The sequence below is a fragment of the Streptomyces sp. NPDC002265 genome (genome assembly GCF_040296125.1).
In the GTDB taxonomy this organism is placed as follows: Bacteria; Actinomycetota; Actinomycetes; order Streptomycetales; family Streptomycetaceae; genus Streptomyces.
Genome location: NZ_JBEOWS010000055.1, coordinates 1 through 20,893 on the forward strand (window position 1 = coordinate 1; position 20,893 = coordinate 20,893).

The 20,893-nt window shown below is 71.9% G+C and carries 20 protein-coding genes and 2 pseudogenes; 4 read left to right on the top strand and 18 right to left on the bottom strand.

Annotated features, from left to right (window positions below; translation table 11 throughout):
- From ABT085_RS12970 to ABT085_RS13040, 15 genes are all read right to left on the bottom strand, one after another.
- On the bottom strand, nt 1–199 hold a 199-nt coding region (locus tag ABT085_RS12970), incomplete at its 3' end, for a flavodoxin-dependent (E)-4-hydroxy-3-methylbut-2-enyl-diphosphate synthase (RefSeq protein ID WP_351605530.1).
- 4 nt (nt 200–203) lie between these two features.
- Nucleotides 204–1,226, bottom strand: coding sequence for an adenosyl-hopene transferase HpnH (gene hpnH, locus ABT085_RS12975; protein WP_351605533.1), 1,023 nt, complete (start codon nt 1,224–1,226; stop codon nt 204–206).
- Nucleotides 1,227–1,232: 6 nt separating this feature from the next.
- Nucleotides 1,233–1,874, bottom strand: a complete 642-nt coding sequence (locus ABT085_RS12980) for a phosphorylase family protein (protein ID WP_351605535.1) — start codon at nt 1,872–1,874, stop codon at nt 1,233–1,235.
- A complete protein-coding gene (gene shc / locus ABT085_RS12985; protein WP_351605537.1) occupies nt 1,874–3,865 on the bottom strand; it encodes a squalene--hopene cyclase in 1,992 nt (663 codons plus the stop codon). Before shc ends, ABT085_RS12980 begins: the two co-directional genes overlap by 1 nt.
- 116 nt (nt 3,866–3,981) lie before the next feature.
- Nucleotides 3,982–5,112, bottom strand: a complete 1,131-nt coding sequence (locus ABT085_RS12990; RefSeq protein ID WP_351605540.1) for a polyprenyl synthetase family protein — start codon at nt 5,110–5,112, stop codon at nt 3,982–3,984.
- The gene (gene hpnE / locus ABT085_RS12995) at nt 5,112–6,536 is read right to left on the bottom strand and encodes a hydroxysqualene dehydroxylase HpnE (protein WP_351605542.1); all 1,425 of its coding nucleotides are present in this window, start codon (nt 6,534–6,536) and stop codon (nt 5,112–5,114) included. Before hpnE ends, ABT085_RS12990 begins: the two co-directional genes overlap by 1 nt.
- Entirely contained in the window at nt 6,533–6,673 is a 141-nt protein-coding gene (locus ABT085_RS13000) for a DUF6380 family protein (protein ID WP_351605545.1), read from the bottom strand. Before ABT085_RS13000 ends, hpnE begins: the two co-directional genes overlap by 4 nt.
- Nucleotides 6,673–7,623, bottom strand: a complete 951-nt coding sequence (gene hpnD / locus ABT085_RS13005; RefSeq protein WP_351605548.1) for a presqualene diphosphate synthase HpnD — start codon at nt 7,621–7,623, stop codon at nt 6,673–6,675. The genes ABT085_RS13000 and hpnD overlap by 1 nt, the downstream gene beginning before the upstream one ends.
- Nucleotides 7,620–8,552 (bottom strand): squalene synthase HpnC, encoded by a 933-nt coding sequence (gene hpnC, locus ABT085_RS13010; protein ID WP_502982719.1) that lies wholly within the window; start codon nt 8,550–8,552, stop codon nt 7,620–7,622. The genes hpnD and hpnC overlap by 4 nt, the downstream gene beginning before the upstream one ends.
- Before the next feature lie 330 nt (nt 8,553–8,882).
- Entirely contained in the window at nt 8,883–9,662 is a 780-nt protein-coding gene (locus ABT085_RS13015; RefSeq protein WP_351605553.1) for an ABC transporter ATP-binding protein, read from the bottom strand.
- Between the two features lie 107 nt (nt 9,663–9,769).
- Nucleotides 9,770–10,660: a glycosyltransferase family 2 protein gene (locus ABT085_RS13020; protein WP_351605555.1), complete on the bottom strand. Its 891-nt coding sequence runs from the start codon at nt 10,658–10,660 to the stop codon at nt 9,770–9,772.
- Nucleotides 10,657–11,436, bottom strand: a complete 780-nt coding sequence (locus ABT085_RS13025) for a CDP-alcohol phosphatidyltransferase family protein (protein WP_351605558.1) — start codon at nt 11,434–11,436, stop codon at nt 10,657–10,659. Before ABT085_RS13025 ends, ABT085_RS13020 begins: the two co-directional genes overlap by 4 nt.
- The gene (locus tag ABT085_RS13030) at nt 11,414–12,475 is read right to left on the bottom strand and encodes an iron-containing alcohol dehydrogenase family protein (protein WP_351605561.1); all 1,062 of its coding nucleotides are present in this window, start codon (nt 12,473–12,475) and stop codon (nt 11,414–11,416) included. The genes ABT085_RS13025 and ABT085_RS13030 overlap by 23 nt, the downstream gene beginning before the upstream one ends.
- Nucleotides 12,463–13,215 carry a phosphocholine cytidylyltransferase family protein gene (locus ABT085_RS13035; RefSeq protein WP_351605564.1) on the bottom strand — a complete coding sequence of 251 codons (753 nt, stop codon included), beginning with the start codon at nt 13,213–13,215 and terminating at the stop codon, nt 12,463–12,465. The genes ABT085_RS13030 and ABT085_RS13035 overlap by 13 nt, the downstream gene beginning before the upstream one ends.
- Nucleotides 13,212–15,050 carry a DUF5941 domain-containing protein gene (locus ABT085_RS13040; protein ID WP_351605567.1) on the bottom strand — a complete coding sequence of 613 codons (1,839 nt, stop codon included), beginning with the start codon at nt 15,048–15,050 and terminating at the stop codon, nt 13,212–13,214. Before ABT085_RS13040 ends, ABT085_RS13035 begins: the two co-directional genes overlap by 4 nt.
- Before the next feature lie 307 nt (nt 15,051–15,357).
- Here ABT085_RS13040 and galE point away from each other — a divergent pair, with 307 nt between their 5' ends.
- From galE to idi, 3 genes are all read left to right on the top strand, one after another.
- Complete coding sequence (gene galE, locus ABT085_RS13045; RefSeq protein ID WP_351605570.1) at nt 15,358–16,329, top strand: UDP-glucose 4-epimerase GalE; 972 nt, start codon at nt 15,358–15,360, stop codon at nt 16,327–16,329.
- 171 nt (nt 16,330–16,500) lie between these two features.
- Nucleotides 16,501–17,451, top strand: a complete 951-nt coding sequence (locus tag ABT085_RS13050; RefSeq protein ID WP_351605573.1) for a cation diffusion facilitator family transporter — start codon at nt 16,501–16,503, stop codon at nt 17,449–17,451.
- 255 nt (nt 17,452–17,706) lie between these two features.
- Nucleotides 17,707–18,300, top strand: a complete 594-nt coding sequence (gene idi, locus ABT085_RS13055) for an isopentenyl-diphosphate Delta-isomerase (protein ID WP_351605576.1) — start codon at nt 17,707–17,709, stop codon at nt 18,298–18,300.
- A 29-nt stretch (nt 18,301–18,329) separates the two neighbouring features.
- Here the strand turns inward: idi and ABT085_RS13060 are convergent, their stop codons facing one another.
- Complete coding sequence (locus tag ABT085_RS13060) at nt 18,330–18,851, bottom strand: ATP-binding protein (RefSeq protein WP_351605621.1); 522 nt, start codon at nt 18,849–18,851, stop codon at nt 18,330–18,332.
- Between the two features lie 268 nt (nt 18,852–19,119).
- On the opposite strand from ABT085_RS13060, the gene ABT085_RS13065 reads away from it, so the two are divergent.
- Nucleotides 19,120–19,869 (top strand): enoyl-CoA hydratase/isomerase family protein, encoded by a 750-nt coding sequence (locus tag ABT085_RS13065; protein WP_351605578.1) that lies wholly within the window; start codon nt 19,120–19,122, stop codon nt 19,867–19,869.
- Here ABT085_RS13065 and ABT085_RS13070 read toward each other — a convergent pair.
- Together ABT085_RS13070 and ABT085_RS13075 are read right to left on the bottom strand one after the other, a co-directional pair.
- Nucleotides 19,847–20,490 (bottom strand): annotated as a pseudogene (locus ABT085_RS13070) (DJ-1/PfpI family protein). The gene ABT085_RS13065 and the pseudogene ABT085_RS13070 overlap by 23 nt on opposite strands.
- A gap of 132 nt (nt 20,491–20,622) precedes the next feature.
- Nucleotides 20,623–20,745, bottom strand: a pseudogene (locus ABT085_RS13075) (GlxA family transcriptional regulator); the annotation flags it as partial.
- Nucleotides 20,746–20,893 lie beyond the last annotated feature (148 nt).

The window sequence follows — 20,893 nt, forward strand, 5'->3', positions numbered from 1 at the left end:
GACACCCCGACGCCGTCAGCTCCGCGATCTGCTGCAACGTCGCCCCGATGTCCGACGTCCGCGTCGTCGTCATCGACTGCACCGACACCGGCGCGCCGCCCCCGACGGCCACCGGCCCGACGTCGATCCGCCGCGACACGCGCCGCGGGGCGATCGGCCGGGCCGGCACCTCGGGAACACCCAAGGAGATGGCCGTCATGTCGTCACTCGCGGTTCCCGGAGACCGTCTCGCGCATGGCGCGCAACGACTCCTTCAGCGATCCCATGGTGGCGAGGACGGCGGTGGGCTCGTAGCCGCAGTGCGCCATGCAGTTGGCGCAGCGCGGGTCCTTGCCGCGGCCGTACTTGTCCCAGTCGGTGTCCTCGATCAGCTCGCGGTACGTCGGCACGTACCCGTCGCTCATCAGGTAGCAGGGGCGCTGCCAGCCGAACAGCGAGTAGTTGGGGATCGCCCAGGCGGTGCACGGGAAGTCGACCTTGCCCTCCAGGAAGTCCAGGAAGAGCGGGGAGTGGTTGAGCCGCCACTTGCGCCGGTTGCCGCCCGCGAAGGCCTTCTTGAACAGCTCGCGGGTCTGCTCCACACCCAGGAAGTGCTCCTGGTCGGGTGCCTTCTCGTAGGCGTAGGCGGGCGAGATCATCATCTCGTCGACCTTGAGGTCGTCGTTGAGGAAGTTGAGCACCTCGATGATGGTCTGCGGGGTGTCGGTGTTGAAGAAGGTCGAGTTGGTGGTCACCCGGAAGCCGCGCCGCTTGGCCTCCTTGATGGCCGCCACGGCCTCGTCGAACACGCCTTCCTTGGCGACCGATTCGTCGTGCCGTTCGCGCAGCCCGTCGATGTGCACGGCGAAGGCGAAGTAGGGCGAGGGGGTGAACTTCTCCATCTTCTTGCGCAGCAGCATCGCGTTGGTGCAGAGGAAGACGTACTTCCGCCGGGCCACCAACTGGCGCACGATCTCGTCGATCTGAGGATGCATCAGCGGCTCGCCGCCGGCGATGGACACCATGGGGGCGCCCGATTCGAGCACCGCCCCGACCGCCTGCGCGACCGGCATCCGCTGCTTGAGGACACCCGCCGGATGCTGGATCTTTCCGCAGCCCTCGCACTTCAGGTTGCATGCGAAGAGCGGTTCCAGCTCCACGATCAGCGGGAACTTCTCCCGCTTGCGGAGCTTCTGTTCGGCCAGGTATGTAGCGACCTTGATCGACTGACGCAGCGGCATGGCCATCTGGGCTCACCTCCGGGGGAGCAGCAAAGAACGGTGCCATTCGAAAAATGCGGGAAGTACGGAGCGAAGGACGCGGAAGGCCGATATTCCACCGCGTACCGTGCCGATCCGGACGAGTTCGTGTTCGGGAGCGTCCACGACCACCCGTACGGCCGCAACCGGGCGCTCGCCCGCCCGTACGGCACTCAGGAGCGTGGCGGCCGACTCCATGTCGACCGCGATCGCGCCGGTGGCCAGCAGGGCGGACCGCTCCGGTCCGCGCACGACGTGGTCGGAGCCGATGAGCGGCCCGGTGTGGACCGTGCGTCCGGGCAGGGTGCGCACCAGCTCCTTGACGAGCAGGTCGGTCCCCACGCACGGAACGTTTCCGCGCGGGTCCCGGGTCTCCTCGGCGACCACCAGGTCACCGGGGTGCATCCCCGGGGCGAGCCCCGCGCAGAAGCCGGTGGCCAGCACGGCGGCCCCGGTCAGCGGCGGATCGGCCAGCACCCGGGTCACCGAGCGTTCGGCCGCCCTGGGTCCCATGCCCGTACGCAGCACGGTGACCGGGCCGTCCGCGCCGCTGCGGTCGCTCGTCCGCAGCGCGAGGTGCTCGATGCCGAGCGCGCACGCGATCAGCATCGGGGCCGGGACGGGCTTGGCGCTCATCAGCCCCCCTCGGCCTCGGAGAAGGGATCGCCGTGCAGGTACCGGCCGAGCGCGGTGAGCGGGAAAACCTGCCGGTAGAGGTGGTAGTTGATGGAGAAGTCCCAGGGGAAGCCGGTGCCGGTGAAGTACGGCTCGTCCCAGGAGCCGTCCGCCCGCTGGGTGGTCGCCAGCCACTCGACGGCGCGTTCCACGGCCTTGGAGTCGCGCTCCCCGGCCGCGAGCAGCGCCATCAGCGCCCAGGCGGTCTGCGAGGCGGTGGAGGCGCCCTTGCCGCTCCACTCCCTGCTGTCCTGGTAGGAGCGCAGGTCCTCGCCCCAGCCGCCGTCGTCGTTCTGGACCGACTCCAGCCACAGGACGGCCCGGCGGATCGCCGGGTGCGCGGTGGGCAGGCCGGCGGCGGTCAGTGCGGGCACCACCGAGCCGGTGCCGTAGACGTAGTTGACGCCCCAGCGTCCGAACCACGAGCCGTTCGGCTCCTGCGCGGCCAGCAGCCACTGGATGCCGCGCCGGGTGCGCGGGTCGTGGGCGAGGCCCTCGACCGCGAGCATCTCGACGACGTGCGCGGTGACGTCCGCCGACGGCGGGTCGACGACCTCGCCGAAGTCGCAGAACGGCAGCCGGTTGGGGAACGGGCTGGTGTTGTCGACGTCGAAGGCGCCCCAGGCGCCGTTCTTGGACTGCATCCCGAGGTTCCAGCGCACCCCGCGTCCGATCGCCTTCTCGACCCGCTCGGGGTCGTGGTGGCGGATGCGGCGCAGCGCGAGGACGACCTCGGCGGTGTCGTCCATGTCGGGGTAGTTGTCGTTGTGGAACTCGAACGCCCAGCCGCCAGGCGGGAGTCCGGGCCGCTTGACCGACCAGTCGCCGGGCCGTACGACCTGTTCGCCGAGCATCCAGTCGGCGGCCTTGACGAGTTGCGGATGGTCGGCGGGCAGCCCGGCGTCGGCGAGCGCGATGGCCGCCAGGCAGGTGTCCCACACCGGGGACTGGCAGGCCTCGATCATCCGGGCGCCGTCCTCGCGCCAGACGGCGAACCGGTCCAGCGACTGAAGGCCCGCGCGCATCACGGGGTGTTCGAGGTCGTAGCCGAGCAGGTAGAGCGCGATGACCGAGTACACGGCCGGCGGCTGGATGCCGCCCCAGCAGCCGTCGTTCTCCTGCCGCTCGACGATCCAGCGGGCCGCCGAGTTCAGGGCGGCCCGGCGCAGCCTGCGCGGTGCGACCCTGCGCAGCGCGTGCAGGGCCTTGTCGAGCCGCTGGAAGGCGCCGTCCCAGCTCGCCACCGGGGCCAGCGGCCCGCGCGGGTTGGGCCGGGCGGGGTCGGTGTGCAGTTCGTCGAGCGGGAAGGGGGCCGGGCGCACCGGGCGCTTCGCGGAGACGATCGTCAGCGGGACGATGGTCTGCCGGGCCCAGCAGCCGAAGTCGTAGATGTTGAGCGGGACCCACTTGGGGAAGTAGATGATCTCCGGCGGGAGTTCGGGCAGGTCCTCCCACTTCCACCAGCCGAACAGGGCGAGCCAGATCCGGGTGAAGACGCGGGCGGCGGCGATGCCGCCCTGGTCGCGGATCCAGGCCGACGCCCTCGCCATGTGCGGTTCCTCGGGGGCGTCCCCGGCCAGCCGCAGGGCGACGTACGCCTCGATGGTGGTGGAGAGTTCGCCCGGACCGCCGTAGAAGCCGGCCCAGGTGCCGTCCTCGCGCTGCTCGCCCCGGATGAAGAGCCCGGCCGCCTTGGTCGTCAACTCGTCTTCGATACCCAGGAACTGACGCAGCAGCAGATCCTCGGCGTCCATCGTGACGTTGGTCTCGAGGTCGCCCTTCCACCAGCCCTCGGCGTCCTGCCTGGCGAGCAGGAAGTCGGTGGCGCGCCGCGCGGCGCCTTCGGCGGCTTCTTGTACCCCGGCCGCCGCGGGGGTGGTGACGTCGGTTTCGCTGGCCGCGGCAGCACGGGGCGGCAGGGCCCCGGGACTTCCGTCGGTCGTCGCTGTCATGGCTTCCCCTTCGTGCAGTCGTACGAGTCGTGCTGCTGTGGGTCCGCCGTCGGCCGGTGTGCCTCAACCCGCGACACCGGCCGGCGACTACGCGAGGGCTATTCGACCGATAGTGATCATCTCTTTCGTACGACGACGAAGTCGGCGAGCGCCGTGAACCGGGCCCGTACCTGCTCGGGCATGTCGACGGCGTTCAGCGCCTCGATGGCGATGGTGTGCTGCCGGCGTGCCTCCTGGGCGGTCCACTCGCGGCCGCCCGCCTCCTCGATGAGAGCGGCGCGGGCCGCGAACTCCTCCTCGGAGAAGGTCGCGAAGTCGCTGCTCTTGGCGTCGGCGGCGAGGATCTCGCCCAGCCGCGTCGAGGCGGGCCCGCCCGCCGCGAGGGCGGCCACGACCGGCAGGGACTTCTTGCGCTGGCGCAGGTCGCTCCAGGTCTGCTTGCCGGTGGACTCCGGGTCGCCCCAGATGCCGAGGAGGTCGTCGACGGCCTGGAAGGCCAGGCCGAGGTGGTAGCCGTAGCGCTCCAGGGTGTCGGCGGTACGGTCGTCCGCGCCGCCGAGCACCGCGCCGATGGAGCTGGCGCAGGCCAGCAGGGCGCCGGTCTTGTTGCCCTCCATCTCCAGGCACTCCTCGACGCTGACGCGGTCGCGGTGCTCGTAGGAGATGTCCTGGGCCTGGCCGTCGATCAGGGCGCGGCTGGCGGAGGTCAGCCGGCGGGTGGCCCGGCCTGCCTCGACGGTGCCGAGCTCCAGCAGGACCTCGTTGGCGAGGGCGAACAGGGCGTCGCCGACGAGGATGGCCTGGGCGGGGCCGTGCACCTTCCAGACGGTGTCGCGGTGGCGGCGCTGCTCGTCGCCGTCCATGAGGTCGTCGTGCAGGAGCGAGAAGTTGTGGACGAGTTCCACGGCCACCGCGCCGGGCACGCCGACCTCGGGGGCGGCTCCGGTGACCTCGGCGGAGAGCACGGCGAGCGCGGGGCGTACGGCCTTGCCGCCGTCGCCCGCGGTGGGGTTGCCCTCGGCGTCGATCCAGCCGAAGTGGTAGGCCGAGACGGTGTCCATGGGCGGCGCCAGGCGGTCGACGGCCGCGCGCAGCACCGGTGTGGCCAGGGTTCGGCCGCGCTCCAGGAGCGCGGTCACGTCCACCGCGTCGGCAGCCGTCGAGGCCGGGGGCACAGTGGGCACAGTTTCTCCTCTTGTTGCGGTGCCAGGGGTGCGGGGGCCTGCCGGGCCGTGCTGATCGAGCATCAGGCCGCCTCCTCGAAGGCGAAGAGGTGGTGGGGGCGGGGCCGGCCCAGGGCGCTGAGCGCGGCGTCCGCCGCGCTCACACCGCTTCGGACCGCACTCTCCATGGTCGCGGGCCACCCGGTGGCGGTCCACGCACCGGCCAGATAGAGGCCGGGGGCTCTGGTGCGGGCGCCGGGGCGCAGCCGCCCGACGCCGGGGGCGGGGGCGAACGTGGCCGTGCGCTCCCGGGTGACGAAGAAGTCCCGTACGACTGCCGCCCGGGTGCCGGGCAGCAGCCGCTCCAGCTCGGGCAGGTAGCGCTCGCGCAGGGCGGCGACGGGCGTGTCGATCTCGTCCTGCGCGGCCGACTGGGAGAGCGCGAGGTACTGGCCCTCGCGCAGCCCGGAGGCCGCCGTACGGTCGAAGACCCACTGCACCGGGGTGCCGAGGGCCGCGAGGAAGGGGGTGTCGAGCACCTTGCGGTCGTACACGACATGGATGTCGAGGATGGGCGCGGTGCCGATCTCCAGCAGTCGGCCGGGTTCGTCGAGGGCGCCGTCCGGCAGCAGGTCGTGGGCCTCGCGCTGGGCGGTGGCGAGCACGACCGCGTCGGCCTCCAGCGTCTCGCCGGGAACCTGAACGCTCCACCGCCCGTTTTCGTTCTGGGAGACGGAGGTGACGCGTGTACGGACCTCGGTACGGACGCCCGCGGAGTCGAGCGCCTTGCGGGCGAGGCGGTCGTGCAGTTCGCCCAGCGGGACATGCGCCCAGCCGATGTCGGCGGCGCCCGGGTCGGACAGCAGACCGGTCTTGAACACCATCGCGGCGAGCCCGAGGGACGCGTCCTGGGCCACCGCGTTGAGGGTGGCGACCCCCACCAGGTCCCACAGTGCCTCGACGGCGCGCGCCGACTGACCGTGCGCGGCCAGCCAGGTCCCGAAGTCCTGGGTGTCCAGGGCGGGATCGGCGAGGTCGAGTCCCTTGAGCGCGAGTGCGGCACGGCCGACCCGGACCCGCTCGGCGAGCGAGAGATGCGGATACGTCGCGAGGCTGCGTCCGAGATGCAGCGGCACCGGCAGCGCGTCGCGCCGGAGTCTGCCCAGACGGCGGCCCTCGGGCCGGTCCAGGTCGACAACGGGCACGTCGAGACGATCCTGCAAGGGCGCCAGCGCGGTCCCCTCGATGCGCTCCAGGAACCACCGGTAGGCGGTGCAGCAGCGCAGGAAGACATGCTGTCCGTTGTCGACGGTCAGGTCTCCGCGCTGGAACGAGAAGGCGAGGCCGCCGAGTCTGGGCCGGCCCTCCAGCAGGGTGACGCGCACCCCCGCGTCGGCGAGCGCGAGGGCGGCGGTGACCCCGGCCAGTCCGCCGCCGACCACGACGGCGTCCCGCCCGGTCGCCGGCCCGGTGCCCGCGGGCAGCCCGGACCGCTGTGCGTCGCTCATCGTGCACCCTCCCCTGCGGCCGCGCCGTGCCGCTGGAACCGTGCACGACAGGCCGTTGCAGTCAGGGACGCGACGCCCGGCCGGAGGGTTGCGTGCCGCATTTCCGCGGCGGAATCGCCTTCGCCCACGCTGTCCATCAGGCGCGCCTCCTGAGGGTCCGCCGGGAGACGTGCCGGGTGTCGAGTCCGGACAGTCCGCGCACGGCGACGTAGGCCTTCTCCCGTCCGGGCAGCGAGACCCGGCCGCGCAGCACGGCCCCCGGATCGCGCTCGATGCGGTCGAGCAGGCGCCGGTAGATGCCCGCCATGGCGGCCACGCAGGCGCCGCTGCGCCGGTCGAGCATGGGCAGCAGCCCGTAGCCCTCGGCGAACAGGGCGCGCGCCCGGCGCACCTCGAAGTGCACGAGGCCCGCGAAGTCGGAGCCCTCGGGCGGTGTCGGACCGTCGAACCCGGCCGAGCAGCCGAACTTCGCGAGGTCGTCGGCGGGCAGATAGGTGCGGCCGCCCTCGGCGTCCTCGCGGACGTCCCGGAGGATGTTGGTGAGCTGCAGCGCGAGCCCGAGCGTGTCCGCGTACTCCGGTGCCCGGTCGGCGCCGCGCGCACCGGGCTCGGTGCCGAACACGCCGAGGGAGAGCCGTCCGATCGCGCCGGCCACGCACCGGCAGTAGACCTTGAGGTCGTCCCAGGTCTCGTAGGTCTCGCCGCGTACGTCCATCTGCACGCCGTCGATCAGTTCGTCCAGGCCGCCCAGCGGGATCGGGAAGGCCGCGGCGGCGTGGGTGAGGGCGACGGCCACCGGGTCGGTGTCGTCCTCCTCGACCGCACCCTCGCGGATCCGGGTCAGCAGTGCCCGGGTGTCCTCCAGACGGGCCACCTTGACGTCGTCGGCCAGCGAGCCGTCGCCGATGTCGTCGACACGGCGCGAGAACGCGTACAGCGCCGACATGGCACGGCGCTTGGGCGTCGGCAGCAGCCTGATGCCGTAGGCGAAGTTGCGCGCCTGCTGTCCGGTCACTGCCTCGCAGTAGCTGTAGGCGGCGAGTACCGGTGCGGACACGTGCTGTTCCGACTCCACGGCCCGGATCACCTCTCTCCTCGCAGAGTCACGCCCGCCTCGCGCAGCAGCCGGAGCTTGCCGGGCCTGGGCGGGCCGGGAAGTACGTCGTATTCGGCGGCGGCGATCGCTCCGACCGCCGCCCTTCCCCCCGCCACGAATCCCGCGAGCAGCAGCCTCAACCTTCCGTGGACGCTACCCACCAGAGGGGCGCCTTCATTCAGGAGATCGCGGGCTCGTTGCGCTTCGTATGCGACCAGTGCGCGCACCGATGCGCCCGCGGTGGCCGTTGCGAGGTCCGCCTCCCGGACGTGAAAGCGCTTCATGTCCTGTGCGGGCAGGTAGATGCGGTCGCGGCCGAGGTCCTCGGCCACGTCCTGGAGGTGCTCGACGATCTGCAGCGCCGTGCAGATCGCGTCGGAGCGGCGGATCCGCTCGGGGGTCGAGGTGCCGGTGACGGCGAGGACGAGGCGTCCGACGGGGTTGGCGGACAGCTCGCAGTAGGCGAGCAGGTCGTCGTAGGTCTCGTAGCGGCGGACGAGCTGGTCCTGGCGGTTGGCGGCGATCAGGCCGAGAAACGGCTCGGGGGTCAGCGCGTGGCGGCGGACGGTCGGCTGGAGGCGGCGCAGCAGGGGGTGGCGCGGGGTGGCGTCGAAGACCCGGTGGAGGTCGGCCTCGAAGGCGTCCAGCAGGACGAGCCGGTCCTCGGCCGCCGCGGCGGCCACGCCGAGCAGCCGGGCGTCCGCGCCGCCGGGCGCGAGGTCGCCGTCGCCGATGTCGTCGACGAGCCGGGCGAAGCCGTAGACGGCCATGAGGTCGGTGCGCCAGGCCCTGGGCAGGAAGAACGGGGCCACGGGGAAGTTCTCGCCCGCGGCCTTGTCGAGCGTGCCGCGCTCCGGGTCCCCGGTGCGCGCCGTATCGGTTCCCGTCACCGCCGACTGCCCCGGGCGAAGACGGCACATGCTGCGCTGAGCTGGGGAGTTTCCGTAGCCATTGCCGTCACATCTCCCGTTCTACACCGACGACCCCATGCATACTATTTCGGACACGCCGCCCGGCCGTCCGCGCGGCCGCCCGCACAGAGGCTGTCGCGCATTATCGCCCCACTTGCCGTGTTTCGGGACCTGTACAGCTTACGTTGTACAACGCAGTGAGGTTCTCGGGGGTGTCCTGCACATCACAACAACACACCGATTGGCGTCAAGATTCCTGTGCCGGGCCGGAGTTGACGTTTCCTTTGCAGACGCGGGGCTCCGCCGGACCCGTTCCGGCGGGCCCCCGGGCGACACGGGCTACTTGCCCGTGAACTTCTCGTACTCCTTGAGGACCTCGTCGGTCGGTCCGTCCATCCGCAGCTCGCCGGCTTCCAGCCACAGCACGCGGGTGCAGGTGTCGCGGATGGACTTGTTGCTGTGGCTGACCAGGAACACCGTGCCGGCCTCCTTGCGCAGCTCGCGGATGCGTTCCTCGGAGCGGATCTGGAACTTGCGGTCGCCGGTGGCCAGGGCCTCGTCGATCATCAGGACGTCGTGGTCCTTGGCGGCGGCGATGGCGAAGCGCAGCCGGGCGCCCATGCCGGAGGAGTAGGTCCGCATCGGCAGGCTGATGAAGTCGCCCTTCTCGTTGATGCCGGAGAAGTCGACGATCCCCTGATAGCGCTCCTTGATCTCCTCACGGGACATGCCCATGGCGAGACCGCCCAGGATGACGTTCCGCTCGCCCGTGAGGTCGCCCATCAGGGCCGCGTTGACGCCGAGCAGGGAGGGCTGGCCGTCGGTGTAGACCCGGCCGCTCTCGGGCGGCAGCAGACCGGCGATGGCCCGCAGCAGGGTCGACTTGCCGGAGCCGTTCGAGCCGATCAGACCGATGGCCTCGCCCCGGTACGCGACGAAGGAGACACCCCGTACGGCGTGCACCTTGCGCACCCCCCGCTCCTCGCCGCGTTTGACGATGCGGCTGAGCGCGGCGGTGGCGCTGCCCTTGCCGGACTTGGCGCCGCTGACCCGGTACACGATGTGCACGTCGTCCGCGATCACGGTGGGCCGGTCGTCCCGGCTCTCCGGCTCGGCCACGGCCGTACCTCTCTTCCGCCTGCCAGAAGTGGACGGTGCCCGGCACGTGTGTGCCCGGCACGCACCCGGACCGTCGCACGGTCCGCCCGCTGTCAGGGACGAGCTTGTCAGATGACCGGGGGCCGGCCCAACCGGGTCAGCCGCCACACCGTACGCCACCTCATGGGGCGACGGGGTCCACAGGCCGTGGTCCAGCCTTCCCTGAATCCGCCGAACCAGGCCTTCAGGGCCGGCCGCGAGGGCCGGCGCAGCAGCGTCAGCAGCAGCCAGACGCCGAGGTAGACCGGGACCAGGGGCGCGGGGAGGTTGCGGCGGGCCAGCCAGACCCGGTTGCGCGCGACCATCCGGTGGTAGACGGCGTGCCGCGAGGGCGCGGTCGTCGGATGGAAGAGCACCATGTCGGAGCGGTAGTCGATCATCCAGCCCGCGTCGAGGGCCCGCCACGCGAGGTCGGTCTCCTCGTGCGCGTAGAAGAACTCGTCCGGCAGCCCGCCGACCTCGGCGAAGACCTTCGTACGGACCGCGTTGGCGCCGCCGAGGAAGGTGGTGACCCGGGAGGAGCGCATCGGGTCGGCGGCGCGCAGCCGCGGCACGTGCCGTCGCTGGGTGACACCGGTGTCGGGGTCGGCGATGCGGAAGCTGATGATGCCGAGCTCGGGGTCGGCCGTGAAGGCCTGCCGGCACAGCTCGGCGGTGTCGTGCTGGGCGAGCAGACCGTCGTCGTCGAGGAACAGCAGTATGTCGACGTCGCGGCCGCCGGGGCCGAAGGCCTCGATGCCTATGTTGCGGCCGCCGGGGATGCCGAGGTTCTCGGGGAGCTCCACGGTGCGCACGGCCGACGAGAACTCGCTCACGTCCGGCACCGGCGAGCCGTTGCCGACCACGACCACCTCGACGACGTCGCCGTGCTGCTTGGCGACCGAGTCGATCAGGGCCTTGAGCTCGTCGGGGCGGTTGCCCATGGTGATGACGACGGCGCCGACCTTCAGGCCGCTCATCGCAGCCTGCTCGAGGCCAGGACGGACACCAGGTGCAGCACGGTCTGGAGCAGCGCGATGCCCGCCAGCACCGCGACACCCAGCCGGGAGAAGAACAGGTCGCCGCGCACCTGGTCCAGCACCGCCAGGAGCAGGATCAGCAGGGACGCCTCGATGCCGAGGATCAGCCGGTGGAACTTCAGCGCGGCCGCGGCCCGGCGGGCCAGTGCCATGCCCGACGAGCGCGGCTCGGCGGCCGCCTCCTTGACGGGCGGCAGTCCGCCCTGGTGGCGGGCGACGCCGACGAGGTCGGTCTCGGCCTTGATCAGGATCGCGCCGAGGGCGGCCAGGGTGCCGAGGAAGGCCCAGAGCCAGTCGATCCGCCCGGAGCCCCAGAGATCTGCGGCGCGCAGGCCGAAGCCGACCAGCACCGCGGCGTCGGTCAGATAGGCGCCCACCCGGTCGAGGTAGACCCCGGCGAGCGAGTACTGCTTCTTCCAGCGCGCGATCTCGCCGTCGACGCAGTCCAGCAGCAGGTACATCTGCACGCAGACCACGCCGAGCACGGCGCCCCAGACCCCCGGCACCAGCAGCGCCGGGGCGGCGAGCACGCCGAAGACGGTCATCAGGTACGTGAGCTGGTTGGGCGTGACCCTGGTGTTCACCAGGTAGCGGTCGACCCGCAGGGACACCTCGCGCATGTAGAGGCGCCCCATCCAGTGCTCACCGCTGCGCCGGTCCTTCACCCCTGCGGGATGGACGACCGGACGGAGTTCAGCTACCGATGGCCTTGACATAGTTGGTGTACATGTCCTTGATCTGGTCGGTCTTGAGGTCGAGGTGTTCGAGGATCGTGTAGCGGCCGGGCCTGGTCTCGGGAGCGAATTCGACGACCCGGACGAACTCGTCCGCGCTGAAGCCGATCTCCTCCGGCAGCACCGGCAGCCCGTGGCGGCGCAGCACCCCGGCCATGTGGGCCGACTCCTCGTGCGCTCCGCGCAGGTACATGGCGAAGGCCGCGCCCAGTCCGCACTGCTCGCCGTGGGCGGCCGCGCGCTTGGGGAACAGCAGGTCGAACGCGTGGTTGATCTCGTGGCACGCGCCGGAGGACGGGCGGGAGTCGCCCGACACCGACATCGCGATACCGCTGAGGACCAGCGCCTCGGCGAGCACCTGGAGGAAGCCGTTGTCGCCGACGCCGCCGGGGTGGCGCAGCACCGCCTCGCCGGCCTGGCGGGCCATGGCGGCGGCCAGGCCGTCGATCTTCTCGCCCTTGACGCGATGGGCGAGCTCCCAGTCCGCGATCGCCGAGATGTTGGAGACGGCGTCGCCGATCCCGGCCCGGACGAAGCGGACCGGGGCCTCGCGGATGACGTCGAGGTCGATGACGACCGCGATCGGGTTCGGCACTCCGTAGGAGCCGCGGCCCGCGTCGTTGTCGAGGGTGGCGACCGGCGAGCACAGACCGTCGTGCGCGAGGTTCGTCGGGACGGCGACCAGCGGAAGGCCGACCCGTGCCGCCGCGAACTTGGCGCAGTCGATGATCTTGCCGCCGCCGAGGCCCACGACCGCGTCGTAGCGGCTGGCCTTGATCTCGCCGGCCAGCCGGATCGCGTCGTCGAGCGTGCCCCCGCCGACCTCGTACCAGGTGGCACCCGGCAGCGAGGGGGCGACGCGCTCGCGCAGCCTGGCCCCCGAGCCGCCGCTGACGGCGACGGCGAGCCGGCCGGAGTGCGAGACGCGCTCGTCCGCGAGCACGCAGCCCAGGTCGTCGAGGGCACCCGGGCGGATGTCCACGACGACCGGCGAGGGGATGAGACGTGTCAGTACCGGCACGCGATCTCCCGTCCCCTGGCGAGATCTTCGTGGTTGTCGATCTCGACCCAGCTGACCTCGCCGATCGGTGCCACGTCGATGCGGAAGCCGCGGTCGACGAGCTCCTGGTAGCCGTGCTCGTAGAACTGCTGCGGGTCGGTCTCCCACACCGTCTTCAGGGCGTCCGCGAGCTCGGGGGCGGCGTCGCCCTCGATGAGGGTGACGCCGATGTACTCGCCGCTCGCCTCGGCGGGGTCCATCAGCTTGGTGATCTTCGTCATGCCGCGCTCGGCGTCGACGACGACCTTCATCTCCTCGTCGGCCAGCGACTTCACGGTGTCCACGGCGAGGATGATCTTCTTGCCCTCGCCGCGCGCGGCGAGCAGCGTCTTCTCCACGGAGACCGGGTGGACGGTGTCGCCGTTGGCGAGGATCACCCCGTCCTTGAGGGCGTCACGGCCGCACCACAGGGAGTAGGCGTTGTTCCACTCCTCGGCCTTGTCGTTGTCGATGAGGGTGAGCTTCAGGCCGTACTTCTGCTCCAGGGCCGCCTTGCGCTCGTACACGGCCTCCTTGCGGTAGCCGACGATGATCGCGACCTCGGTCAGACCGATCTCGGCGAAGTTGCCGAGGGTGAGGTCCAGGACCGTGGGTTCGCCCTCTATGCCCGCGGGCCCCACCGGCACCAGAGCCTTGGGAAGGCTGTCGGTGTAGGGGCGCAGACGCCGTCCGGCGCCGGCCGCCAGCACGAGGCCGATCATGCGGGTTCTCCTTCATCGTGTACGGCGGGTGCGCCGCCCTGATGGGCGGACACCCAGAAGCGGATGCTCTCGAAGAGCACCACCAGGGCGACGGCCACGGCGAGCACCGTGAGCGCGACCCCGAACTGCGAGGCGGTGAGTGCCAGGGCCAGGACGGTCACCAGCAGCGTCCGGCCCTCGTGGCCCCCGATCGCGCGCACCAGCCAGGCCGGCGGCGCGCCGGCGTCACCGCGGATGCGGTACACCGTGTCGTAGTGATGGTAGGCGACGGCGGCCACCAGCCCGAAAGCCGCCGGAAGCACTCCGTTCACATCGGCTTTGGCCGCCAGTACCAGGACGGTGCCGTACTCGGCGGCCCGGAACAGCGGGGGGACCAGCCAGTCGAGGGCGCCCTTGAGGGGGCGCTGGACGGCGACGGCCGACATCAGGACGTAGGCGATCGCGCCGAGGACGGTCTGCCAGGCGGCACCCCAGAGCAGGGCCGGACCGACCACGAGGACGGCCCCGGCGGCGGCAGCGAGGACGGCCGGGCCCGGGTTGGTGCCGCGGGCCTTGCGCAGGACCAGTTCCACCAGGGGCCCGCTGTCCGCGAGGTCCGCGAGAGCCTTCGCCGCCCGGTCGGTGCGCCTGGCCTTGCGGGTCACCGAGCGCAGCACCCGGCCGGCCGTGGTGTACGTCGCCGCGAAGGCGCAGCCGATCAGCAGCGCGTAGAAGGTGATGCGGGGGGTCGTCAGCGCGGTGAGGACGGCGATCATGGCCCATCGTTCGCCGATGGGCAGCACTATCATCCGGCGCAGCCAGACCGTCCAGCCGACGCTGTCGAGCCGGTCGGAGAGGGCCGCGGTGGGGCTGGTGTTGGCCTCGGCGTCGTGGTTGGCCTCGTTGAAGGAGAAGTCCACGACGTGCCGGCAGGTCTGCAGGACCATGGCGCCCAGCGCGAGGGCCCAGACGTCGTCGCCGCCGCGGGCCGCGCCCAGGGCGAGGCCGGCGTAGTACGCGTACTCCTTGGCGCGGTCGAAGGTGGCGTCCAGCCAGGCGCCGAGCGTCGAGTACTGGAGCGAGTAGCGGGCGAGCTGGCCGTCGGTGCAGTCCAGCACGAACGACGCGATCAGCAGGACGCCGGCCGCGACGAACCCGGCCCGGGTGCCGGTGGCCGCGCTGCCCGCCGCGATCAGCGCGGTGAGCAGGGAGGCGGTGGTGACCTGGTTCGGGGTGAGGCCGCGACGGGCGCACCAGCGGGCGATGTAGCGCGAGTACGGGCTGATGCAGAAGGTGGTGAAGAAGCCGTCGCGGGCCTTCACGGCCGACCTCAGGCGTACGGCCTCGTCGTCGACGGCGGCGACGGCCTGCCGTGCCTCGTTGCGGGTCTGCGGGTCGTCGGGGACCGTGGCGACCAGGCTGCCCAGCTCGGGGCGCCGGACGTCGGCGCCCTGCGCCTCCAGGACGGTGACCACACGGTCGACGAAGTGGTCGGCGGGGGCGTCGGCCGGGCTGCCGCCGAGGGCGTCGGCGGCCGGTGCCGTCCCGCCGCTCGTGGCGTACTCCCGGTCGACGGCGCCGGTCAGCACCGCGCGGGCCGCGGGCTGCGCGGTCACGGCGCCGGGCACCGCGGCGAGCGGGAAGCGGGGGTCGGTGAGCCCGAGCCGCAGCGCGTGCGGGTGGCCGACGAAACGCGCGTCGACGACGGCGACCCGCTGCTCACCCGGAACCCGGGCGAGCAGGGCGCCGACGTCTGCGGCGTCGTCGGCGATCCGGACGTCGAAGCCCAGTGACCGCAGATCGGTCTCGATCGACGATCCGGGGACCGGTTGGCCGGTGAGGATGGCGGTCGACAACCGAACTCATCTCCCTGGAACCGACGCGACGGCGCCGGTCATGTGCACGATGGGGGCGCCGCTCGGCTGCTCCGGGCGGGCGGCATGTCGGCGAAGGCTATCCGATGTCGCTGGAGGCGTGTTCATCGCCCGTTCATGATCCGATCAGCGTAGTCTGTTCCGGCCTTTGCCTGCCTCTGCCGAGATCATCATGAGTGATGGGCGGCCCGGCCGACAAACCGCGGGCCGGCCGCCGAACCCGGCGTCCGCGCGGCGCACCCGGCGGACACCCCCGGGGAGCGTGCCGTGCGGCATAGGGTGGGCGACCATGACATGGCTGATCACCGGCGGAGCCGGATACATCGGGGCGCATGTGGCACGTGCCATGGCCGAGGCAGGGGAACGGATCGTGGCGCTGGACGACCTGTCGGCGGGGATGCCCACCCGGCTGCCGGCGGGCATCCCGCTGGTCCAGGGCTCGGCCGGGGACGAGGACCTGCTCAAGCGGGTCCTCGCCGAGCACGCGGTGACGGGTGTGGTGCATCTCGCGGCCCGCAAGCAGGTGGCGGAGTCCGTGGCGCAGCCCACGCGCTACTACCAGGAGAACCTGGGCGCTCTCGCCACGCTGCTGGAGGCGGTCGCCGGGGCCGGGGTCGAGCGGTTCCTGTTCTCGTCGTCCGCGGCCGTCTACGGAAACCCGGACGTGGACCTCATCACCGAGGACACCCCGTGCGCCCCGGTGAACCCCTACGGCGAGACCAAGCTCGCCGGGGAGTGGCTGGTGCGGGCGGCGGGCCGGGCGCACGGCATCGCGACGACCTGTCTGCGCTACTTCAACGTGGCGGGCGCCGCGGCCCCGGAACTGGCGGACACCGGGGTCTTCAACATCGTCCCCATGGTCTTCGACCGGCTCACCCGGGACGAGGCCCCGCGGATCTTCGGCGACGACTATCCGACGCCGGACGGCACCTGTGTGCGTGACTACATCCACGTCGCCGATCTCGCCGAGGCGCACCTCGCGGCGGCCCGCCGGCTGTCGGCGCCGGGAGCCTCGGGCGATCTGACGGTGAACATCGGCCGCGGCGAGGGCGTCTCCGTACGCGAGCTGGTCACGCTCATCGGCGAGGTCACGGGCGAGGGCCGTCCGGCGCTCGTCGAGCCCCGGCGCCCCGGGGACGCCCCCCGCGCGGTCGCCTCCGCCGCCCGGGCCGCGGCCGAACTCGGCTGGACGGCCCGGCGCGGGACGCGCGAGATGGTCGAGTCGGCCTGGCAGGGATGGCAGCTGCACCACGGCCGCTGAGCGCCACGGCCGGGATGCCCGTGCGGCCGGTGACGGCACCGGGACTGCCCTGACCTGCGCTTCGTTTGCGCAGGTCAGGGCATATGACAACGGTGTTCAGTGCCGCGTTGCCCGATACCCCCCACCCGTAGTTGACTGTGTGTCCCGGGCGGATCACAGGAGGCGTTTCCCATGGGGGCAGGGCACGACCACGGTCATGCACACGGCCACGGCCACGGCTCGCCGACGACCGGAACCGCGGCCGCCGCGTACCGGGGCCGGCTGCGCGTGGCGCTGTCGATCACGATCGCCGTCACGGTGGTGGAGATCGTCGGCGGGGTGCTCGCCGACTCCCTCGCGCTGGTCGCGGACGCGGCGCACATGGCGACGGACGCCCTGGGGCTGGGCATGGCCCTGGTGGCCATCCATGTCGCGAACCGGCCGGCCAGCCCCCACCGCACCTTCGGGTACGCCCGCGCCGAGATCCTCGCCGCGCTCGCCAACTGCCTGCTGCTGCTGTGCGTCGGCGGATACGTCCTCTACGAGGCGGTCCAGCGGTTCTTCACGCCGGCCGACACCGAGGGCGGCCTCATGATCGTGTTCGGTCTGATCGGTCTGGTCGCGAACACCGTCTCACTGCTGCTGCTGATGCGCGGCCAGCAGCACAGCCTGAACGTACGGGGGGCGTTCCTGGAGGTGGCGGCCGACGCGCTGGGGTCCGTGGCGGTGCTGATCTCGGCGACGGTGATCCTCACCACCGGCTGGCAGGCGGCCGACCCGATCGCCTCGATCGTCATCGGTCTGATGATCGTGCCGCGCACCGTGAAGCTGCTGCGCGAGACCCTCGACGTGCTGCTGGAGGCCGCCCCGAAGAACGTCGACATGGCGGAGGTACGGGCCCACATACTCGCGCTGGACGGCGTCGAGAACGTCCACGACCTGCACGCCTGGACGATCACCTCGGGGATGCCGGTGCTGTCGGCGCACGTCGTGGTGCGCTCCGACGTACTGAACGCGATCGGCCACGAGAAGATGCTGCACGAACTCCAGGGCTGCCTGGGCGACCACTTCGACGTCTCGCACTGCACCTTCCAGCTGGAGCCGGTCGGCCACGCGGAGCACGAGGAACGGCTGTGCCACTGAGGCTGCCACGGCGGTCCGGTGGGCGCGTACGTCGTTCCGTCCACAACCCGACGTCCGCGCGCCCCCCTTACGGGCGGTTCCCCGTTCACCCCGACGGGCACGATCACCTACCGGGCGCCACCTGACGGCGTCCGGCCGGCGCCACCGCATGTCCCGCGTCGCCTCGCACGGGACATGCGGTGGCGCCGTGAAGTGCCGGGAGTGCCGGATTCGTACGGCAGACTTGGGGCGCGAGGACCGATGCTAAGGATGGGTATGCCGATCACACCTGCCACCGCGAAGCACAGTGCGTCGAACGGCGCCGCGGACGCGATTCTGCTGGAACTGGTCGACGAGAACGGTGTGACGATCGGGACCGCGGAGAAGCTCGCCGCCCATCAGCCGCCGGGACAGTTGCATCGCGCGTTCTCCGTGTTCCTCTTCGACGAGCAGGGCCGGCTGCTGCTTCAGCAGCGGGCGCTGGGCAAGTACCACTCCCCCGGTGTGTGGTCGAACACCTGCTGCGGCCACCCCTACCCCGGCGAGGCGCCGTTCGCGGCGGCGGCCCGGCGGACGTACGAGGAGCTCGGGGTGTCCCCGACGCTGCTCGCGGAGGCCGGCACGGTCCGTTACAACCACCCGGACCCGGACTCGGGCCTGGTCGAGCAGGAGTACAACCATCTGTTCGTCGGCCTGGTGCAGTCCACGCTGCGGCCGGACCCGGAGGAGGTCGGCGGGACCGCCTTCGTGAGCCCCGCCGAGCTGGCGGAGCGGCATGCGAAGGACACGTTCTCCGCGTGGTTCATGACCGTGCTGGACGCCGCGCGGCCCGCGGTGCGGGAACTGACGGGAACCTCCGCGGGCTGGTAGGACTGCCGGCCGGCGCGCACGGCCCGTGGTCAGTGCACGCGGACGGGCTTGAGCGGCAGGGCGGCCCAGATCACCTTGCCGCCGCTCGACGTGTGCTCGACGTCGCACACCCCGCCCGCCTCCAGGGTGATCTCGCGGACCAGCAGCAGCCCCCGGCCGCCCACCTGGGCGTGGTCGGCCTCCAGGGCGGTCGGGCGGTAGGGGTGGTTGTCCTCCACCGACACCCGCACCCATTCGGCTCCGACGGCCACCTCCACGGCGAGCGTCGGCGACAGGAGCGCCGCGTGCTTGACGGCGTTCGTCACCAGCTCCGAGACGATCAGCAGCAGACCCTGGACGAGGTCGTCGGAGGCCGGTACGCCCTGACGGTGGAGCAGGTCCCGCACGGCGTGCCGCGCCTGCGGGACGGAGACGTCGAGGGCGGGGGCGGTGAACCGCCACACGCCCTCGTACGGCAGCGGATCCGGGGGTCTCGCTCCGAGGAGCTCGCCCGCCACGCCCTCCGGTGTGTCTTCAGGGCGTGGGCCCACCCCGCGCCCGTGGTTCTCCATCGTCCGGTCGCCACCCTTGCGCTCGATTGTCACCACACGTCGAGTGTTGGTAACGCACAGCTCCACACCGGAGGACTGGACAGAAGTCAGCGCTTATTGAGCATTTCCGACCCTCATTGAACGATTTGATCGCCCAGAAGTCCGGATCCTGCCCCGATCGCGCCAACTTCGCGAACTATTCGGGTTGTACGGGTTTGCCGGGAAGGGGCTCGCGCCCGGCCGGTGGCCGACGGCCGCACCCGTCCGGCCTGCGGCTACGATCCGCCGCATGGAGCCCCAGCTGCTGCACCGTGTCACCGAGTCGGTGGCCACCGTCGTCATCCACCACCCGGCCAAGCGCAACGCCATGACCGCCGCGATGTGGCGGGCGCTGCCGCCCCTGCTGGACACCCTGGCCGCCGATCCGGACGTACGGGCCCTGGTGCTGACCGGCGAGGGCGACACCTTCTGCTCCGGAGCCGACATCTCCACCCTCAGGAGCTCGCCCGGGGAGGCACAGGGGCTGGCCGTGCTCGCCGAGGAGGCACTGGCCGCCTTCCCCAAGCCCACGCTCGCGGCGGTACGGGGGCACTGCGTGGGCGGGGGCTCGCAGCTCGCGGCGGCATGCGATCTGCGGTTCGCCGAGGAGGACGCGCTCTTCGGGGTGACCCCGGCGAAGCTGGGGATCGTCTATCCCGCCTCCTCGACCCGGCGGCTGGCCTCGCTGATCGGTCCGGCCGCCACCAAGTACCTGCTGTTCTCGGGCGAGCTGATCGACACGGCACGGGCGCTGCGGACGGGCCTGGTCGACGAGGTGCTGCCCGCGGGCGGTCTCGGCAAGCGGGTCGCCGAGTTCACCCGCGTCCTGGTCTCGCGCTCCCAGCTGACCCAGGCCGCGGCGAAGGAGTTCGCCGACGGACGCACCGACCGGGACGCCCACTGGGCCGAGCTGGCACGGGCCGCCGACGACACCGCCGAGGGCGTCGCCGCGTTCCTGGAGCGCAGACAGCCGCGCTTCACCTGGACCACGTCGGGCTGAACCTGCTGTTCCTGCGGAACTCCTCGACGAGGTGCGCGGGCGCCTTCCGCGGGGACCCCGCGTCGTAGGGCGGCTGCGGGTCGTACTCGGTCAGCAGCTGCACGGCCTGCGCCTGCTCGTCGCCGGCGATCCGGCCGAGCAGGGTGAGGCCCATGTCGATCCCGGCGGAGACTCCGGCGGCGGTGACGTACTTGCCGTCGGACACGACCCGCTCCCCCGTGGGCTCGGCACCGAAGCGCGCCAGGTACTCCAGGGCCAGCCAGTGGGAGGTCGCGCGGCGGCCCCGGAGCAGTCCGGCGGCGGCCAGCAGCAGGGAGCCGGTGCACACCGAGGTCGTCCAGGTGCTGGTCGTGTCCGCCGTGCGCAGCCAGCCGAGGAGGACCTCGTCGTCCATCTGCGGGTCTGTCCGGGGCCGCCGGGGACGACCACGATGTCGGGGTGCGGCACGTCCGCGAGGGCCCGGTCGGCGATCAGGGCGAGGTTCCCGGTGTCGGAGCGGACCGGGCCGGTGCGTTCGGCCACGAAGACGGTGTCGGCGTCCGGCAGCCGGCCGAGGGTCTCGTACGGGCCCACGGCGTCGAGGGCGGTGAACCGGTCGAAGGGCAGGATGGCGATCTGCATCGGGGGTGCCTTTCGGACTGGAGGCGGGCGTGGATCGTGGACGGTGGGCGCGGGCGAAGCGGCGCGGCAGGAGGGCCGCACGGGCGGCCGGCGCCTCCACGCTCAGGTCCCCGGCCGGATGCCCGGAGCGACGATCCGGATGCGGTGGCTGCCCGGAGTGTGGCTCTCCGCACCCGCGAACACCTCGACCGGACCGGTCACGTCAACGCTCCGCACGCCGTCGAAGAGGACGACGAGAACGGTTCGCCGCGCCATGCGTCCGAGTCTCGGCGGGCCCGGCGACGGCCGCAACGACGGGTGTCCCGCCTTTCCTGCCGTCGGCCGCCGGAGGCGGATCCGACGCGACACCGCCCCGTCGTCCCGCCTTGCTCCCAGGTTGTCGGCGCCACCTGCCACAATTGCC

Coding starts and splice junctions, on each gene's coding strand:
- hpnH (WP_351605533.1), bottom strand. CDS start 1,226: ATGGCCATGCCGCTGCGTCAGTCGATCAAGGTCGCTACATACCTGGCC.
- ABT085_RS12980 (WP_351605535.1), bottom strand. CDS start 1,874: ATGAGCGCCAAGCCCGTCCCGGCCCCGATGCTGATCGCGTGCGCGCTC.
- shc (WP_351605537.1), bottom strand. CDS start 3,865: ATGACAGCGACGACCGACGGAAGTCCCGGGGCCCTGCCGCCCCGTGCT.
- ABT085_RS12990 (WP_351605540.1), bottom strand. CDS start 5,112: ATGCTCGATCAGCACGGCCCGGCAGGCCCCCGCACCCCTGGCACCGCA.
- hpnE (WP_351605542.1), bottom strand. CDS start 6,536: ATGAGCGACGCACAGCGGTCCGGGCTGCCCGCGGGCACCGGGCCGGCG.
- ABT085_RS13000 (WP_351605545.1), bottom strand. CDS start 6,673: ATGGACAGCGTGGGCGAAGGCGATTCCGCCGCGGAAATGCGGCACGCA.
- hpnC (WP_502982719.1), bottom strand. CDS start 8,552: ATGTGCCGTCTTCGCCCGGGGCAGTCGGCGGTGACGGGAACCGATACG.
- ABT085_RS13020 (WP_351605555.1), bottom strand. CDS start 10,660: ATGAGCGGCCTGAAGGTCGGCGCCGTCGTCATCACCATGGGCAACCGC.
- ABT085_RS13025 (WP_351605558.1), bottom strand. CDS start 11,436: ATGTCAAGGCCATCGGTAGCTGAACTCCGTCCGGTCGTCCATCCCGCA.
- ABT085_RS13035 (WP_351605564.1), bottom strand. CDS start 13,215: ATGATCGGCCTCGTGCTGGCGGCCGGCGCCGGACGGCGTCTGCGCCCC.
- galE (WP_351605570.1), top strand. CDS start 15,358: ATGACATGGCTGATCACCGGCGGAGCCGGATACATCGGGGCGCATGTG.
- ABT085_RS13050 (WP_351605573.1), top strand. CDS start 16,501: ATGGGGGCAGGGCACGACCACGGTCATGCACACGGCCACGGCCACGGC.
- idi (WP_351605576.1), top strand. CDS start 17,707: ATGCCGATCACACCTGCCACCGCGAAGCACAGTGCGTCGAACGGCGCC.
- ABT085_RS13060 (WP_351605621.1), bottom strand. CDS start 18,851: ATGGAGAACCACGGGCGCGGGGTGGGCCCACGCCCTGAAGACACACCG.
- ABT085_RS13065 (WP_351605578.1), top strand. CDS start 19,120: ATGGAGCCCCAGCTGCTGCACCGTGTCACCGAGTCGGTGGCCACCGTC.